Origin of the sequence: Streptomyces sp. NPDC002018 (assembly GCF_042890865.1) — a bacterium.
Lineage (GTDB): Bacteria > Actinomycetota > Actinomycetes > Streptomycetales > Streptomycetaceae > Streptomyces.
Genome location: NZ_JBIASO010000027.1, coordinates 54,145 through 70,388, shown reverse-complemented (window position 1 = coordinate 70,388; position 16,244 = coordinate 54,145). Strand labels below are relative to the sequence as shown.

Annotated in this window: 15 protein-coding genes; 10 read left to right on the top strand and 5 right to left on the bottom strand. The window is 72.6% G+C overall.

Going from position 1 to position 16,244, the window contains the following annotated elements:
* Positions 1 to 129: 129 nt before the first annotated feature.
* From ACFYYH_RS31325 to ACFYYH_RS31285, 9 genes are all read left to right on the top strand, one after another.
* Positions 130 to 1,401, top strand: coding sequence for a hypothetical protein (locus tag ACFYYH_RS31325; RefSeq protein WP_388558214.1), 1,272 nt, complete (start codon positions 130 to 132; stop codon positions 1,399 to 1,401).
* A 10-nt stretch (positions 1,402 to 1,411) separates the two neighbouring features.
* Positions 1,412 to 3,610 (top strand): tetratricopeptide repeat protein, encoded by a 2,199-nt coding sequence (locus ACFYYH_RS31320; RefSeq protein WP_388558212.1) that lies wholly within the window; start codon positions 1,412 to 1,414, stop codon positions 3,608 to 3,610.
* Between the two features lie 417 nt (positions 3,611 to 4,027).
* On the top strand, positions 4,028 to 4,543 hold the full coding sequence (locus ACFYYH_RS31315) for a MarR family winged helix-turn-helix transcriptional regulator (protein ID WP_388558209.1): 516 nt from the start codon (positions 4,028 to 4,030) through the stop codon (positions 4,541 to 4,543).
* 307 nt (positions 4,544 to 4,850) lie between these two features.
* A complete protein-coding gene (locus tag ACFYYH_RS31310; RefSeq protein ID WP_388558206.1) occupies positions 4,851 to 5,729 on the top strand; it encodes an STAS domain-containing protein in 879 nt (292 codons plus the stop codon).
* Positions 5,726 to 6,124, top strand: a complete 399-nt coding sequence (locus tag ACFYYH_RS31305; protein WP_388558203.1) for an STAS domain-containing protein — start codon at positions 5,726 to 5,728, stop codon at positions 6,122 to 6,124. Before ACFYYH_RS31310 ends, ACFYYH_RS31305 begins: the two co-directional genes overlap by 4 nt.
* An 80-nt stretch (positions 6,125 to 6,204) precedes the next feature.
* Entirely contained in the window at positions 6,205 to 6,615 is a 411-nt protein-coding gene (locus ACFYYH_RS31300) for an anti-sigma regulatory factor (RefSeq protein ID WP_388558246.1), read from the top strand.
* Positions 6,612 to 7,625, top strand: a complete 1,014-nt coding sequence (locus ACFYYH_RS31295) for a SpoIIE family protein phosphatase (protein WP_388558200.1) — start codon at positions 6,612 to 6,614, stop codon at positions 7,623 to 7,625. The genes ACFYYH_RS31300 and ACFYYH_RS31295 overlap by 4 nt, the downstream gene beginning before the upstream one ends.
* Entirely contained in the window at positions 7,622 to 8,872 is a 1,251-nt protein-coding gene (locus tag ACFYYH_RS31290) for a PP2C family protein-serine/threonine phosphatase (protein WP_388558197.1), read from the top strand. Before ACFYYH_RS31295 ends, ACFYYH_RS31290 begins: the two co-directional genes overlap by 4 nt.
* 100 nt (positions 8,873 to 8,972) lie before the next feature.
* On the top strand, positions 8,973 to 9,506 hold the full coding sequence (locus ACFYYH_RS31285; protein WP_388558194.1) for a DUF6328 family protein: 534 nt from the start codon (positions 8,973 to 8,975) through the stop codon (positions 9,504 to 9,506).
* A gap of 248 nt (positions 9,507 to 9,754) precedes the next feature.
* Here ACFYYH_RS31285 and ACFYYH_RS31280 read toward each other — a convergent pair whose 3' ends face one another.
* The 4 genes from ACFYYH_RS31280 to ACFYYH_RS31265 all read right to left on the bottom strand — a co-directional run bounded on the left by ACFYYH_RS31280 (position 9,755) and on the right by ACFYYH_RS31265 (position 12,561).
* Positions 9,755 to 10,567 carry a class I SAM-dependent methyltransferase gene (locus ACFYYH_RS31280; RefSeq protein ID WP_388558192.1) on the bottom strand — a complete coding sequence of 271 codons (813 nt, stop codon included), beginning with the start codon at positions 10,565 to 10,567 and terminating at the stop codon, positions 9,755 to 9,757.
* A 331-nt stretch (positions 10,568 to 10,898) separates the two neighbouring features.
* Positions 10,899 to 11,543, bottom strand: a complete 645-nt coding sequence (gene phzG, locus ACFYYH_RS31275; RefSeq protein ID WP_388558189.1) for a phenazine biosynthesis FMN-dependent oxidase PhzG — start codon at positions 11,541 to 11,543, stop codon at positions 10,899 to 10,901.
* A 59-nt stretch (positions 11,544 to 11,602) separates the two neighbouring features.
* Complete coding sequence (locus tag ACFYYH_RS31270; RefSeq protein WP_388558186.1) at positions 11,603 to 11,740, bottom strand: hypothetical protein; 138 nt, start codon at positions 11,738 to 11,740, stop codon at positions 11,603 to 11,605.
* Between the two features lie 104 nt (positions 11,741 to 11,844).
* Positions 11,845 to 12,561, bottom strand: coding sequence for a 50S ribosomal protein L11 methyltransferase (locus tag ACFYYH_RS31265; RefSeq protein ID WP_388558183.1), 717 nt, complete (start codon positions 12,559 to 12,561; stop codon positions 11,845 to 11,847).
* Between the two features lie 393 nt (positions 12,562 to 12,954).
* Here ACFYYH_RS31265 and ACFYYH_RS31260 point away from each other — a divergent pair, with 393 nt between their 5' ends.
* Positions 12,955 to 14,907: a helix-turn-helix domain-containing protein gene (locus ACFYYH_RS31260; RefSeq protein WP_388558180.1), complete on the top strand. Its 1,953-nt coding sequence runs from the start codon at positions 12,955 to 12,957 to the stop codon at positions 14,905 to 14,907.
* Here ACFYYH_RS31260 and ACFYYH_RS31255 read toward each other — a convergent pair.
* Positions 14,886 to 16,139 (bottom strand): IS701 family transposase, encoded by a 1,254-nt coding sequence (locus tag ACFYYH_RS31255; RefSeq protein WP_388558177.1) that lies wholly within the window; start codon positions 16,137 to 16,139, stop codon positions 14,886 to 14,888. The two genes, ACFYYH_RS31260 and ACFYYH_RS31255, sit on opposite strands and share 22 nt — an antisense overlap.
* Positions 16,140 to 16,244: the final 105 nt, after the last annotated feature.

Below are 16,244 nucleotides of genomic sequence, written 5' to 3'. Positions count from 1 at the left end.
CCCCATAACACATAAAAACTTTTCCCGCGGGACCCCCCCCCCCCCCCCCCGCGCCCCCGCCGGGCGGGGGGGGGGGGGCCCCCCCCCCCCGCCGGGGCCCCCACCCCCCGATCGCCGAAGGAACCCGCCATGAGTGGCACTGTCGAGTACGGTCCCGGCGAGGTCGATCTCGACCTGCCGGTCACCGTGCATCCGCTGGTCTATCTCGACGAGGGCGAGACGACCACACTGGGACGTCCGGACATCGACGCGTATGTGATCCTGCCGTCCGACGGGGCGGAGCTGGTGCGCCGTCTCGCCGCCGGGGACACCCCCCGCGAGGCCGCCCGGTGGTACGAGACGACCTACGGCGAGGAAGCCGATGTCGCCGGACTCGTCGCCGAGCTGGGCGAGATGGGCCTGATGCGGCTGCCGGCCGGGGGCCCCGGTGAGCCGGGCCGGGACGGCCCGGGTCCGGCCGCCGGGGCGCGGGCGGACGAGGGGCCTGTACGCTGGCAGCGGTTCGGGAAGGCCGTCTTCTCCCCGCCGGCCGCGGCGGTGTACGCCCTGCTGTTCGCCGCCGCCGTCACCGCCGCCGTACTGCGCACGGATCTCGCGCCGCACTACCGGCACATCTTCTTCTCCGAGTACTACACCGTGGTCGAACTCGGCCTGTTCGTCGGCCAGGTGCCGCTCATGCTCGTGCACGAGGCGGCCCACGCGCTGGCCGGCCGCCGGCTCGGTCTGCGGACCCGTCTGTCGATCGGGCGCCGTCTGTACTTCGTGGTGCTGGAGACCTCGATGGACGGCCTGGTCGTCGTCGAACGCGGCAAGAGATATCTGCCGATGCTCGCCGGGCTGGGCGCCGACGCCGTGATCTGGGCGGCGCTGGTCCTCGTCGCCGCGGGCACCCGGGAGTCCGACGGGAGTTTCTCCGCGCTCGGCAGGGTCTGTCTCGCGCTGGCCTTCAGCACCGTCCTGCGCATGGTCTGGCAGATGTACTTCTATCTGCGCACCGATGTCTACTACCTGGTCACCACGGTGCTGGGCTGCACCGATCTGCACGGCACCTCCGTACAGGTGATGAAGAACCGCTACCACCGGCTGCGCGGCAGAGCGGAACGGCTGGTCGACGAGTCGGTCTTCAGCCCCGCCGACCGGAAGGCGGCCCAGTGGTACAGCTGGCTGATGGTCATCGGTTACGCGGTGATGCTCACCAGTCTGGTGGTGGCCGGGCTGCCCCTGGCGTACCAGTTCCTCACCGGCGTCCTCGGCCGGCTGACCGGCGACGCCGCGCCCGCGGAGCTGGCCGACTCGGCCACGCTCGTGGCGCTCAACGTCATCCAGTTCGGCATCGTGGGCGTGCTGGCCGTACGCGCCCGGCGGGCCAGGAAGTCGACGCCCCGTCATGTCAGCGAGTAGGAGAGCAGCCGTGTCCGACGCACCGCACCAGTGGATCCGCGCCCGCCATCGGCACGACCGGCGCCGGCTGCTCGCCGCCGGGGCCGAGGTGCCGGTGCTCGCGGTCCTCGACGCGCACCGGCGGCTGCGCGGCCCCTACTCGGCGGGCGGGGCCCTGCTGCGCGCGGTGGTGCCCGGGGCGCTGCGGGACCGGCCCGCCCTGGTCGCCGCCCATGAGACGGAGATCCTCGCGCTCACCCCGGAACTGCGTGGCGTGATACCGGCCACGAGGGAGACCCTGACCTCGCTGGCCGTACCGAAGGAGCGGACCCGCTTCTACTCGCGGCTGCGTACGGTACGGATCGCGCACGGTCTGACCGAGTTCCTCCACGGTCATCTGCGCGGACTCGGCGGCGGTCCCCGGCTGCTCCTCGTGGACAATCTGCACGAGGCGGACCCCACCGACCAGGAGCTGTTCGCGATCCTGCTGCGCCGGGCCGATCCCGGTCTGCTGCGGCTGCGGCTCGCCACCGCGGCCGACGAGCTGAACACTCCGCCCGGCCCGCTCGCGGAGCCTCTCGGTCCGGCCCTGGAGCGGTACGCACACGTGATCACCGGGCCGGACACACCCCTGCCACCGCTGCCCGCGGGGGACCTCGCCGAGCGGTGGGTGGCCGGTGACGGCACCGGTGACGACCCCCGGCTGCGCGAGGCCTACGAACGTCTCGCTCCCGCCGGCCGGGCCGCCCTGCACGACGCGCGCGCCGAAGTGCTCCTGGCCGCCGGTGAACCGTCGCTCGGCCTCGGGGCCGTCCCGTACCACCGCGAACACGGCGGGGATCCGTACGGCGCCGGGGTCACCGCTCTGCGTACGGCGCTCGACACCTGTGTGGACCTGGGCTACTACCACGCGACGGTGGACTACGCCGAGCGGGGCCTGGCCCTGGTCGACCCCGCCTCGGCACGCGGGGACTGGTGGGCGTTCACCACGAAGAAGACCACCTCCCTGGCCGCGCTCGGCCGCCCCGACGAGGCCCTGGTGCTGTACGAGGGGGCACGCGCCGCCACCGACAGCTCGAGGGTGCACATGCAGGCCGCCTACGCGACCGCCATGATCCACACCCGGTATCTCCCGCGTGACGAGCAGGACCACTCGACCGCGCGGGCCTGGGCCAACGCCGCGGTGGCCTTCGCCCAGGCGATCCCGGACCCGGGGGAACGCGCCTTCCAGACCGTCTTCAACCGCAACGGCCTGGCCCTGGTCGCCGTCCACGAGGGCGCACTCGACGAGGCGCTGCGGCTGGTCAGCGAGGGCATCGAGTGGCTGGACCGGAGCCTGGGCGCCTCCGAACACGCCTTGCACCGCTCGGTGCTCAAGCACAACCGCTCACAGGTGCTCATCGCCCTGGGGAGGTACGAGGAGGCGCTGGCCGACCTCGACGATGTCATCGCCGTCGACTCCAACCACCCGGAATACCACTTCGACCGCGGCAATCTGCTGCGCCGTCTGGACCGTCCGGCCGATGCCATCGTCTGCTACGAGCGGGCGATGGCCCTGTCCCCGCCCTTCCCCGAGGTGGTGTACAACCGCGCGGACGCGCGGCTGGAACTCGGCGATGTCCCCGGCGCGCTGGCGGACTTCGGCTACGCCATCGAACTCGACCCGGGGCGGGTGGACGCGTATGTCAACCGGGCGGGCCTGCGGTACGCGACGGAGGATCTGGCCGGAGCCGGCCAGGACATCGACAGCGGACTGGGACTCGACCCGGACAACGTCCCTCTCCGGTGTCTGCGCGGCCAGTTGCTGGCGGTGTCGGACACCGAGGCCGCCCACCGGGCGCTGACCGGTCTGACCGGCGACCACCCCGACTACGCGCCGGCCTGGGCGGCCCGGGGGGCGGTGGCCTACGAGCGCGGCGATCTCCTGGGCGCGATCGGCGATTTCGGCCGCTCGCTGAGTCTGGTGGACGCCCCCGATGTCCGGTTCAACCGGGGAGTCGCGTATCTGGAGGCGGGCCGCCCCCGGGAGGCGCTGGCCGATCTGTCCGCCGCTTCGGAGGCCACCGGCGATCCGGAGGCCCAACTCCAGCTCGGTATCTGCCTGCTGAGACTGGATCGCGGAACGGAGGCCAGGGAGGCGTTCCTGCGCTGCGTCGAGGAGGATCCCTCGCTCGCTCCCCGGGCCGAGGAGGCGGCCGGCCTCGTGCTCGGCGCGCACGCGGCCGACTGACCCCGCTCGGCCGGGCCCCCGGAACGGGGGCCGCGCGACGAGGTCCTGGTCCGTCCTGTACAGGGGTCAGGGCGGCACGAGGACCGCGGGGTCGGAACGGCACGAGGACGGGGCGCGAGCGAGCGGGCCGGTGGGGAGCGGAAGCGGCGCGCGGTGTATGGAAGGACATCGACCGGCTGGAGTATGGTCATGGCCTGAGTCCTGAGCAGGTTGGCGCCGCTCGCTCCGAAATGTCCCGTCTGTGCCGCACGGACGATGTCGACGGGGCTGTGAGACGCGGCGCCGCTCAGGGCGGGCCCCGCAGCGGCGCATTCCGCTGTACACCATGTACACGACTACTTTCTTGGAGAGCTGCGACAGAGGAGCAAGGAGCCGTCCGGATCATTCGGACCGGCAAGGCGTTCGGAGTGTCACGGTATGGGTGCGGATCTCTCTGCCTCGCACAGCGAATCTCACGAGGCCGCGCAGGCGGCGCAGGCGGCACGTGAGGTCATCGAGTTGCTGGAGATGTTGTGGGAGCGGGGACGGGACGCGGTCTCCCCCGCCCCTGTGTCGACGTCGCAGCTACGCGTCCTGTATGTGCTGGAGCGCGGTGAGGGCATCAATCTGCGCACGCTCGGCGAGGCACTGGGCGCGGCGCCCTCCTCGGCGAGCCGGCTCTGCGACCGTCTCCAGGCTCTCGGGTTCATCGAACGGGCCCCCAGCGAGGTGAACCGCAGGGAGCGGCAGTTGCGGCTGACCAGCCGCGGCGCGTCCTATCTCCTCGGTCTGCGCACCCGCCGCGAGGAAGCGCTGCTGGCGGCCATCGCGACACTGCCGCCCGCGACCCGCAAGGCGCTCACGGAGGGACTGACCGGTTTCCGGGGGGCGGTGGACGCCGTGTCCCCGGCGTACGGCCGCGCGGAGAGGGACCGTACGGCCCGTCCCGCCTGACTCCCCTCCCCTCCCCACCCCCACGCGCCTCCCCCACGCACCGCCCCCGCTCCTCGTCCGACCGGCTTGCCCGGTCTCCTGGGGTCCGTCCGGCTTCAGCCCCGCCACCTGGGGGTAGGCGGATCGCGCCCGGGGACTCCGGGCCCGCGAGGGGCGCTGGGGTATCGGCGCTTCCCGTGGTTGACTGCGCCGACCGACATTTGCCACACGGCAACAAAGGCGGATGCGGGTCAAGGGCCGCGGCCGGTGCGCGCGGCCCGAGGGCGCGAGCGTCACGCACCGGCTGTCGACCAGGAGGGACAACGGCTTGAGTACGACCGAGGCCGTCGCACGGGAATACGTCGCCGACGCGCTGCGCACGGAGGCCGACGCGATCGCGGATCGCTGGGTGCATCTTCAGATGCGGCAGTCCGCCCACAGGAACGGGACGGGCGAGGCCGAGCTGCGGGAGGAGGCCGACGCCCTCATCAGAGCGCTCAGTCTGGGACTGGACAGCGGGGTGCCGGTGGAGCATGTGGTCAGCGGCCGGCGCGAGCTGCACCGGGCGGTGACCGAACTCTCCCTGCGCAGGGCCCGCGGGGGAATGAGCCCGACGGACACCTCCCTCGCGGTGCTGGCGCTCAAGGAAGCGCTGCTGGAGGCCGTGCAGCGGCGGTCCGGCGACGACGGTGAGCTGTTCGGCTCCGCCCTGTTCGTCAACCGGCTGCTGGACAGCGCCGGCGCGCTCTCCTTCGAGACCTATGTGGAGGGACGGGAGGAGATCATCCGCAGACAGAGCCGGCAGCTGCTGGAGGTCTCCACCCCCGTGGTGCGTCTGTGGCGTCATGTGCTCGCCGTACCTCTGATAGGCACGCTCGACACGGCACGCACCCAGGTGGTCATGGAGAACCTGCTCCAGGCCATCCAGGAACACGAGGCGCTCGTCGCCATCATCGACATCACCGGCGTCCCCACCGTGGACACGGCGGTCGCCCAGCATCTGATGCAGACGGTCAACGCCGTACGGCTGATGGGCGCGGACTGCCTCATCAGCGGTATCAGACCGCCGATCGCCCAGACCATCGCCCAGTTGGGCATCGACCTCTCGACCATCCCCACCCGGGCCACCCTCGCCGACGCCCTGTCGGCCGCGGTCGAGCTGACCTCGGGCGCCGTCGCGCGCCCCGGCCGGCCGGCGGACCGGTGAACGGCCCGTCCGCGGCGGGTGTGCCGATCCTGCGCCTGGGCGACGTCCTGGTCACCGGCCTGCTCAATGAACTCGACGACAGGTCGGCCGTGGCGTTCAGCGAGGAACTGACCGCGCGCATCAGCGGCGACGGCGCCCGCGGTGTCCTGATCGACATCTCCCGTCTGGAGATCATCGATTCCTTCGTGGCCCGCACACTGATGGAACTGACCACCATGGCGCGGCTGCTGGGCGCCCGCGTGATCGTCTCCGGTATGCGTCCCCCGGTCGCCATCACCCTGGTCGAGCTGGGGCTCCGGCTGACCGGCGTGGAGACCGCGCTCAACGCCGAACACGGTATGGCCGCTCTGGGCTGGCGCCGGAACTCACCGCCTGCCGAGGGGGCACTCGCGTGACCCGCACCGGGGAAGCCGGCCCCGCCACCGTCGTCACCACGGACAGCCGCGCCGCCGCGGACGGCCGCCGCGCCGTGGAGATGACGGCGGCGCCGGCCACGGTGCACGCCGTGCGCACCGAGGAAGACCTGCTGGCGGTCCGGCACGCCGTACGGGCGGCGACGCTCGACGCGGGCTTCAGCATCGTCGACCAGACCCGCGTGGTCACCGCCGCGAGCGAACTGGCCCGCAACTCCTACATCCACGGCGGTGGCGGCACGCTCACGATCGAGAGCCCGACCCGCTCCGGGGCCGCCGGGATCCGGCTGACCGTACGGGACGAGGGACCGGGCATCCCCGATGTGGAGGCGGCCCTCACCGACGGCTTCACCACGGGCGCGGGGCTGGGACACGGACTGGGCGGCGCACGGCGCCTCATGGACGAGTTCGAGATCCGCACCGCGCCGGGGCAGGGCACGACCGTCGTCGCCACACGGTGGGCCGGACGGTGACACTTCCCGTGGCCCGGCCGACCGCGCACATCCGTATCGACCACTACAGCGCCGTCCATCTCGCGGCGGAGACGGCCCGCGCCCTGGCCCGGGACTCCGGACTGCCCGGAGCGATGCCCGACCGGGCCGCGGTCGTCGCCTCGGAGCTGGGCAGCAATCTCGCCAAGCACGCCACCGACGGCGCCCTCTTCCTCCAGCCCCTCGCGGTCGGTACGGGAGTGGAGATCCTCGCCGCCGACCGGGGACCCGGCATCCTCGATCTGCGCCGGTGTCTGACCGACGGCTACACCACCACGGACACCCTCGGCACGGGGCTGGGGGCGGTCGGACGCATAGCGACGGCCTTCACCATCCGCAGCGAGCCGGGCAGCGGCACTCTCGCCGGCGCCCGGCTCGCCCCGCCCGGCGGGCCGCGCCCCGCCCACGAGGACGTGGCGGCCGTCTGCCTCGCGGCCGACGGGGAGGAGACCAGCGGCGACGCCTACGCCGTGATCGACACCGGCACGGTCCGCACCGCGATCGTCGTCGACGGCCTCGGCCATGGAGCGGAGGCCGCCGAGCCCGCGCACACGGCCCTGCGGGCCTTCGGCCGCGCTCCCGACCTGCCCCTGCCCGAGATCCTCACGGGCGTGCACCGCGCGCTGCGCCGCACCCGCGGCGCGGCCGTCGGCCTGCTGCGGCTGGGCCAGGACCGGGCGGAGTACTGCGGTGTCGGCAATGTCCGCGCGCTCGTCCGTACCCGCGACGAGATCCACCACCGGCTCACCGGCCTGCCCGGCGTCGCCGGCCTCAGCCTCCAGGCGACGCCGGTCCACCGTTTCGCGCTGGAACCCGGCGCCACCGCCGTCCTGCACACCGACGGCATCGACCACCGGTGGGCACGGTCCCCCTCGCCCTTCCTGCTGCGCCTGCCCCCGTCGCTGCTCACCGCCGCGCTCGCCCACAGCCACCGGATCAGCCGCGACGACGCGACGGTCCTGGCCCTCACCCCCCGGCAGAGACATTCGTGAATCCGCTCCCCCACGCCCCCCGCGTCTTCCACTCCCTGCCACGGCTGCGCCGGGCCGTGCGCCGGATCAGCGAGGCACACCGGCTGCCCGCCGAGACCCGGGCCCGCCTCGTACTGTCCGTCTCCGCCCTGGCCGCCCCCCACCTCCTCGCGGGCCGCTCCGTCGCGCTGGAGACGGCCCCGGAGAACGGGACCGCCCCCGACACCCCTCTCCTGTCCGTCACGCTCCGTGCCCCGCACCCGCCGGAGGGCACGGCCGCGCTGCCCCTGCCCGCGCAGACGGCGCCCGACGGGGCCACCGTCTGGCGCGTCCCCACCGGCCCGCGGGCGGACGGCGCCCTCCCCGGCGTCCCGTCCGCCGCCGCGCGGGGCGAGACGGCGGCCCTGGAGGAGGAACTCCGGGCCGCGCTCGCCCATGTGGACGCGCTCACCGCCGAACACCGGCGCCTCAAGCACGAGTTCGCGGAGACCAACAGCGGCGTCCTCGCCCTCTACGTCCAGCTCGACGAGCGCGACGAACAGCTCCGCACGGCGCACGGCCAGACCCTGCGCGAACTCGAGGACGCCCTGCGGCCCCCGCCCATCACGGTCGACGGTCTGGAACTCGCCGTGCACTACGCCCCGGCGGGTACGGACGCCCCCACCGGAGGCGACTTCTACGACTGGTTCCCGCTGCCCGACGGAACGGTCCACATCACCGTCGTCGATGCCCTGGGCCACGGGGTACGGAGCACACGCAGCGCCCTGAACGTCACCCACGCCGTGCGCACCCTCGCCCTGGAAGGCCATCCGCTCCAGTCCATCGTCGCGCGCACCCATGAGATCCTCGTCCCCTTCGACCCCGAGCTGATGGCCACCGTCCTGCTGGCCCGGCTCAGCCCGTCGACCGGTGAACTGCTGCTGGCCAACGGCAGCCACCCGCCCGCGCTGGTCCTGCGTACGGACGGGACCGCCGAGTATCTGGAGGTCCGTGGCCGGGGCGTCGGGTATCCGCTGCCGGGGAGCGAGAAACTGCTGCACGCCCGGCTCGGCGAAGGCGATCTGTTCCTCCTCTACACCGACGGTCTGGTCGAGAGCCGCCGGGATCCGCGGGAGGGCGAACGACGCCTCGTCCGCAGCGCCCGCCGGCACCGGCACCGCCCCGTCCAGGACATCCCCGGCGCCATCGCCGCCGACATGCACACCGTCGTCCTGCACGCCGACGACACGCTCGCGCTGGCGGTCCGCCGCACCCCGTCGCGGCGGTGACGGACGCCGTCGCCGTACTCCGGGAACCGGCCCCTCCAGGTCTCATGTTCGAAGGCGGGGGTAGACGGACGGCACCGAGCAGCTACTTCCCGGAGGACGAGTGAACACCAGTGACGCATCCGTCGAAACCAGCTCCCCGGAGCCCCGGTCGGACACCCGTGCGCGCAGAGGCCGCGAGGAGACCGCCGACGAGCGGGCCGACCGGCGCTGGCAGGAACTCATCCAGGAGATACGGGTGACGCAGACCGGCGTGCAGATCCTCTTCGGATTCCTGCTGACCGTGGTCTTCACCCCGCACTTCCAGGGCCTCGAACAGACCGACAAGACCATCTACATTGTCACCGTGGTACTCGGCGCGCTCGCCACGGGAGCGCTGATCGGGCCCGTGGCCTTCCACCGGATCGTCTCCGGACGGCGCATCAAACCCCAGGCGGTCGTGTGGGCTTCGAGGCTGACGTTCACCGGGATGGTCCTGCTGCTGGCCACCCTGACGTCCGCGCTCTTCCTGGTCCTCCGGGCGGCGACCCACAACGGGTTCGTACCGTGGCTGGTCTCCACCGTGGTCGCCTGGTACCTGCTGTGCTGGTTCGCCCTTCCCCTGTGGGCGCGTTACCGCCTCACCGACAACGACTGACCGAAGGGCCGCGCGGCGGGAACGCAACTGCCCGGGAACGCCGCTGCCCGGGAGCGGTCCGCGAGGGCCCGTGGCCGGCGCCGGTCCGCCGACAGAGCGGCGGGGGCACCGGCCACGGGCAGATGGCCCGGACCGCGCACCACAGCGGGGGAGTGGAGCAGCAGGCGGTCCGGACGTCCGGTGGCAGGCCCCGGCCTGATCGGCCATGAGGACCGGGCGGAGCCGTGGTGGTGGTCGGACCCCGTGTGTCACGGCATCGGTTTCCGCCCCCAGACCGCATGCAGGGATGTCGGCACGTCGGGAGTGGGGAGGCGGCTGAGCAGTTCACCGGCCACGACGGCCTGGGGGGCGCTCACCGGTCCGGCCCCGTCGAGGTTCCGGGCGCCGCGCGCCGCGCGAAGACGGAGCAGTTCGCCCTGGACCGTGTCGACGCCGGGCCCGGGGGCGACCGAGACGCGGACCTGTTCCAGGCCCGCGTCGGCCAGCACCTCGGGGACACGGTCCGCCCACGTCAGGTCGATCCCCTGTTTCGCGAGCGCCGCCAGCCAGGCGCCGTTGACCTGCCGCCGGGCCGGGTGCGGCGACTGCGAGGCGGGCAGGAAGCGCACGTCCTCCAGTAAGAGCCAGCCGCCGGGGGCGAGCCAGCGCACCGCGCGCTCGACGATCTCCTCGCGCCGCGGAAGGTACAGGAACACGGATCGGGCGTGGATGAGCTGGAACGATCCGGCCGGGTGGTCCTGCTCCGCGATGTCCTCGGCCGAGACCGTCAGATGGGGCGCGCGGTCGGCGTCGATGAACCGGGGGTCGAGGTCCACGGCGACGACACGGCCCCGGGGCGTACGGTCGGCCAGCCAGTAGGCGATCGACCCCGCGCCTGCCCCGAGTTCGAGACAGTTCCAGTCGGGCTCCACACCGATCCGGGCCAGTACATCGGTCGTGCCCGGGTCGCAGAGCTTCTCCAGCAGCCGCAGACGGTCCGCCGCGGTGGGCTGATCCCCGCTCAGCGGTCCCCTGGCGGAGGCGGATGCGCCGTCCGTGCTCCCGCGGACGCCTGGAGACATGTGTGATGTCACCGTTCCGCCGGACGGCCCGGCCCCCTGTCGATCGCTCACACCGGGAATTATGCGCGGGTGCGCGAAGGCCGCGAAGGCCCGCCTGAAACTATGTCAAGTCCTCCGGACAGGGCGGATCCGGGGACAGCGGGGCCCGAGGGACGGCCCGGTGCGCGGAGTGCGCGGCGCCGGTACGCGGACGCGGGCCGGTACGCGGACCACCGCATCACCACCGCATCACCACCCCGGTACGCGGACGGCGCGGGGGCGCCCATCGGCGCTCACCCGCGCGTTCACCGGTTCACCGCCCGGCGCCCCGGGCCGGCCCCGGGCCCGCCGGTCAGGGCTGGAGCCGCCGGACGGTCCACCCCTCGCCCTCGTCCGCGCGCTCGTAACACAGCCGCTGGTGCAGCCGGTCCTCGCCGTTGGCCCAGAACTCGACCGTGTCGAACCGCAGCAGATACAGGACATAGCCCTCCGGGCGCGGCAGAGAGCCGCCGATCGCGGCGAGACGGGCGATCTCGGCCCGCATGGCCACGAGGTCGACCAGTTCCTCGCTCTGCCGGGACACCACCGACGCGGGGTGGGTGAACACCGGGCGGCTCAGCCATTTCTCGTCCGCCCGCTCGGGGCCGAGGAGTTCCACCGCGCCACTGACCACCACCTGCTGACTCGTCTCGCGCCAGTAGAGGGTGCCCGACGCCCAGGGGTTCTCACCGATCTCACGCCCCTTCCGGCTGCCGAGATGGGTCGCGAACACGATGCCCTCGTCCGTGATCTCGTTCACCGCGACGATCCTGCTCGACGGCCGGCCCCGCTTGTCGGCGGTGGCCAGGGCCAGCGCCGTGGGTTCACGTACCCCGACCCGCGCGGCGGTGTCGTACCAGTGCCGGAAGAGTCCGGACGGTCCGGGGGGCGGGTTGTCGTACTCCGGGAACGGGATCTCGATCGCCCCGGTGAGCGTTTCCGACCTGCCTCTGGACATGGTGGCCTCCGGAGAGTGTGAAGTGTCCGTACGGGTAGCGGAGTCGACGTACCAGGAGATCAGACCAGGACCGCGCCACCGGTGACCAGTGCGCCCGGCCGGGCGAAACGGCCGACGGCCGCGCGCCACGGCCTCGCCGTCGCGTACCGCGACGGATTCCCCGCACCGCCACCTCCGCCGGGCGGAAAAGAGGTCATGAGGGCAAGAATCGTCATGCCGGTCATCGGTGTCCGCACGGTGATTCCGTCGGTGGCGGGAAGCACCGGGAGGGCCGACGCGTCGATCGACACGAACGACGACGTCAATTCTTCCTACAGATTTCGTAAAGCACGAGTTCGACCGTCTCGTCGCGCTCGGCCAAATGCCCCCGGCGCACCGGCCGCAGGGTCCGTCCGCATTCCTCGGCGATTCGCCGCAGCAGACCGAGATCGCCGCGCTCGCTGAACTGGAGCAGGGCGGTGCCGCCTTCCGTCAGCAGGCCGGGCGCCTGGGCCAGATAGCGGCGGTGCGCACGGTAGCCGGGGTCGACATAGGCGCGCTCGTGGTCGGCCTGGTACTCGTACTCGGACGGCGCCAGCACATAGTTGGAGTGCCAGTAGACGGTGTCGAACCGCGCTCCCTCCCCGACCGGCTCGAAGAGGTCGCCGCGCAACGAGGTCAGCCGGTCGGCGACGCCGTGCCGCAGGGCGTTCCTGGCGGTGTTCCGCACGGCCTGGGCCGTGATGTCCGTGGCCACCACCCGGGTGCAGCCGGCCAGCGCCGCCGAGACCGCGACGACACCCGTGCCGGACCCGATCTCCAGGAAGGTCCCGTCCCGGCGGAACGCGGGCTCGCCCGTTCCCGAGAGCCCGAGCAGTTCCAGGGCGACCCCGGTCGTGGGCGAGTGGACCGGAGCGAAGACCCCGTCCAGCAGATCCCATTCACGGCCGGCCAGGGTGAATACATCCGGCCGGTCCGCGCTCGTCTGTGATGCCCTGCTTCGGGCGAGCGAACTCGTATAACTCGTGATTCCTGTCATCCCCGCCCCTGTAATCCCTCGGACTTCATTCTCCGTCCGGCCCGGCCGCGATCATTTCGGAGGGCCGCCGTAGTCCGAAGGTAGCCCGGCGACAACCGCGGCCGTTCATACGGTGGTCCGGGCACCGGGGTGAATGCCGTTCGGGAAGGCGCGGCTTGACCCGCGTTAATCGCATAACTAAAGTCCAACTAATGATCTTGGCTTCGGGGCCCAGGGTCTTTCGTCTGGATCTGGCTGGGTCGGGGAGCGGGGTCCGGTGCCATGGATCGCAAGGCGGAGGGGGGAGCCCACGCGGAGCGTCGGCTCCCTCCCTCCGCCGACCAACACCGCGAGGCCCGGTGCCGGGGCACGCGAGCCCAGCAGGATCCAGACGAGAGGCCCTAGGGGGAACGGATGAACTCCGAGGACACGACGGCCGGTTCCCAGGTGCTGGCGATCCTGGAGCTTCTGGCCGACGAGGCGCCCGCCAGAAGCTTCGAGGATCTGTTGCGGGAGGCTCAGCAGCGATCGCCCGGTGACGCCGGGCTGAGCCGTCTCGAACGCGCGGTCCGTATCGCGCTCGACATCAGGACGAGGACCGAGCAGCGGCGTAGGCGCCAGTCCGGGCTGGCCGCGCTGGTCGACGTCCTCCAGGACATGACCCTCCAGAATTCGCTGGACGGCCGGCTCAATGTCGTCACCCGCCACGCCAGACGGCTGCTCGACTTCGACATGGCGTATGTCAGCCTCCGCCTCCCGACCGGCGGCAGTTATGTGCACAAGTCCGACGGAGACACCACGGCGCTCAATGTGGGGCTGGAGATGGGCCCGGGGCTGGGGCTCGGAGACATGGCCCAGGAGCGGGGCGCCCCGTTCTGGACCCCCGACTACCTCGGCGACCAGCGGTTCCCGCACTCGGACGCCATCGACCGGGTCGTCGACTCCGAAGGCCTGCACGCGATCCTGGCGGTGCCGATGACCTACGACGGCCAGACCGTGGGAGCACTGTACGGGGCGTCCCGGGCCGTCCGGCACTTCTCACCGGACGAGGTCAGTCTGCTGCGGTCCCTGGCCGATCTGTCCGCCTCGGTCATCGACGCGACCCGCCGTGCGGACCGGGTGCGGGCGGAGCTGGACCGGACGCGGGCCGAGAACTCCCGTGTCAGCGCGGCTCTTTCGGAGAGCCGTTCCCTGGCGGAGGTGCAGACCACCCTGTCCGTCATGTGCCTGGAAGGCGCGGATCCGCAGGATCTCGTCCGGGTCGCGGCGACCGCGCTGGGCGCCGGCCTCATGGTGCGCAACGCGCGGGGGCAGGCTCTGGCGTGCACCGGGGAAGTCCCGGACATCGACACGGCCACGCTGGTCGGTGCCATGGTGGGCTCCCGGGCCGCCACCTCCGTCGTGGAACTGGCGGAGAATCTGTGGGCGGCGCATGTCACCACCGGGGTGGAAGGGCCCGGAGTCCTGATCTGCCGGAGCACGGGTCCGCTGAGCGACGAGGGGCGGCGGCTGCTCTACTTCACGGCCCAGACCGTCGCGATGGCGCTGCTCCTGCGGCACAACCTCGCCGCGGCGGCGGGTCCGGCCCGTGACGAGTACCTCGGCGATCTGCTGTCCGGCGCCGCCCACAGCCCGCGCCATCTCGCCGAGCGGGCCCGCCGGTTAGGGCTCGATCCCACCGCCCCCCATGTGGTGGTGGCCCTGCGGCCCGAGGGCGGCAAACAGGGCGAGGCCTCGGTCTGGGGCTCCTCCTACGCCTACCGGCTCGCGGGCCTCAAGACCCTCCGGGGCGAGTGCCTGGTGCTGCTCCTGCCCGGCTCCGACGCGTCGGCCGCCGCCAGGGCGGCCGTCGACGAACTGTCCCAGTTACTGGGGCACGCCGTCTCGGCGGGCGCGGCGGGCCCGGTGCGGAATCTGGCGTCGGTCGGCAAGGCGTACCAGGAGGCACTGCGCAGTCTCGACACACTGGTCGCGCTCGGTGGCGCCGGCGGTGCCGCGGCCGCCGGGGACCTCGGATTCCTCGGGCTGCTGCTCTCGGACGACCATGATGTCGACGCCTTCATCGCCTCGGCCGTGGGACCGGTCGTCGAGTACGACGCCCAGCGCTCCACGGAGCTGCTGCGCACCCTGGACGCCTACTTCGCCTCCGGCGGCAGTCCCACCCATGCCGCGCAGGAGCTCCACGTGCACACCAACACGGTCGCCCGCCGGCTGGAGCGTGTCACCGAACTGCTCGGTCCTGAGTGGCAGCAGCCCGCGACCGCGCTGGAGATCCAGCTCGCGCTGCGTCTCCAGCGCGCCCGGCACAGTGTCTACCGGCCGAGCGCCCCGACTCCCCCGGCGGTTCAGGCCGACCGGTTCGAGTAGGCCGGCGGACGGACGGCCGCCTCGGTCAGGGCCGCGACCGTGTGAGCGGCGGACGCGAGGGTGATGTGCCGGTGCCAGCCGTTGAACGACCGCCCCTCGAAGTCCTTCAGCCCCACGTCCTGACCGCCCGCCGTGAGTTCACTGCATGCCGTGCCGCCCAGCCGGGTCATCCGCAGCAGGGCGCCGGTCGACATCGACGCCATATTGGTCACCCACAGGGCGTCGGGCGCGCTGCGCGTACCGCTCCACTCGCCGAGCAGCACCAGATCCCCGCTCTCGTCGCCCGGACCGGCCCTGCGCCGTCCCGCCGGGGCGCCGACCGCCTCCACCGTCAGGGCCACCGCCAGCGTCCCGCCGGAACCGGCGGCGGCCGTCCCGGGGCGCTCGGCCGGGCCCACCCGCCGGCGCAGGCCCCGGGCCGCCGCCGCGATCTGCTGGGCGGAGAGCGTGCCACCGGTGTGTCCGGGCAGCGCGGGGTCATGGACGACGAACCGGGCCGTGTCGCTGACCCGGGCGATCACCGGGACCCCGGCCCGGGTGAACCTGCCCATGGTGGCGGTGACATGGCCGATCTGTGTGTTCAGCACCACGGGGCGCGACGGCACCCGCCGGGACTCCAGGACGTCCAGGACCGCCGCGGTCGCGCACTCCTCCAGCGTCTCCTCCCCCGTCCCGTCCGGGATCTCGGCCCGCCGGCGCCGCTTCTCGTCCTGTATCCAGGAGCCGGGCAGGAACAGCCGCCAGCTCACGGGGGTGCTGAGGCCCCGCGAGGCGTACCACACCCCGAAGGCCTGCTGGCCCCGGAAGGTGCCCAGGCAGGGGTCGAAGCCGTCGTCCACGCCGACCGACAGATCGCCCCCCTTGGGAATCGGCAGGGGGTGCACCACCCATGCCTGCGGAGGGCCGAGCCGCGCGAGATAGGTGGCCAGTGCCTCCCGTACGGGCTTCCAGTCCCAGGTGGAGCTGCTGATGAAGTGGTGCAGACCCTGTTCGGCCGCCGGACCGCCCACATGGGCCGCGATGTTACGGATGGACTTGCGGCCCGGGGTGTTCAGCATCCCGCGCAGATACTGCTCGCCCTTCTGTCGCTGGTCCCGTCGCGGGAAGGACGCGAACAGCGCCTCCGCCAGCTCTCTTGTCGCCGCCTCCCGCAGGTCGCCGGACTCACCGACCGCCATCCGCCAGCGGGCACGCGCCACCTCGCGTACGGCCGCACCCTCATCGAACGACACGGTCACTGTCTCTCCCTCTGGTGCCTGAGCTTCCGGTCCGGGTCAAGCCTGTCCGACCGGGGGCGCCGTGCCGAGGTGTGCCGACGCCCTCACCGGGGTCGCGTC

What these genes read in the sequence shown, in the direction of transcription:
- ACFYYH_RS31325 (WP_388558214.1), top strand. Translation starts at nt 130, where the DNA reads ATGAGTGGCACTGTCGAGTACGGTCCCGGCGAGGTCGATCTCGACCTG.
- ACFYYH_RS31315 (WP_388558209.1), top strand. Translation starts at nt 4,028, where the DNA reads ATGGGTGCGGATCTCTCTGCCTCGCACAGCGAATCTCACGAGGCCGCG.
- ACFYYH_RS31300 (WP_388558246.1), top strand. Translation starts at nt 6,205, where the DNA reads ATGACGGCGGCGCCGGCCACGGTGCACGCCGTGCGCACCGAGGAAGAC.
- ACFYYH_RS31280 (WP_388558192.1), bottom strand. Translation starts at nt 10,567, where the DNA reads ATGTCTCCAGGCGTCCGCGGGAGCACGGACGGCGCATCCGCCTCCGCC.
- phzG (WP_388558189.1), bottom strand. Translation starts at nt 11,543, where the DNA reads ATGTCCAGAGGCAGGTCGGAAACGCTCACCGGGGCGATCGAGATCCCG.
- ACFYYH_RS31270 (WP_388558186.1), bottom strand. Translation starts at nt 11,740, where the DNA reads ATGACCTCTTTTCCGCCCGGCGGAGGTGGCGGTGCGGGGAATCCGTCG.
- ACFYYH_RS31265 (WP_388558183.1), bottom strand. Translation starts at nt 12,561, where the DNA reads ATGACAGGAATCACGAGTTATACGAGTTCGCTCGCCCGAAGCAGGGCA.
- ACFYYH_RS31260 (WP_388558180.1), top strand. Translation starts at nt 12,955, where the DNA reads ATGAACTCCGAGGACACGACGGCCGGTTCCCAGGTGCTGGCGATCCTG.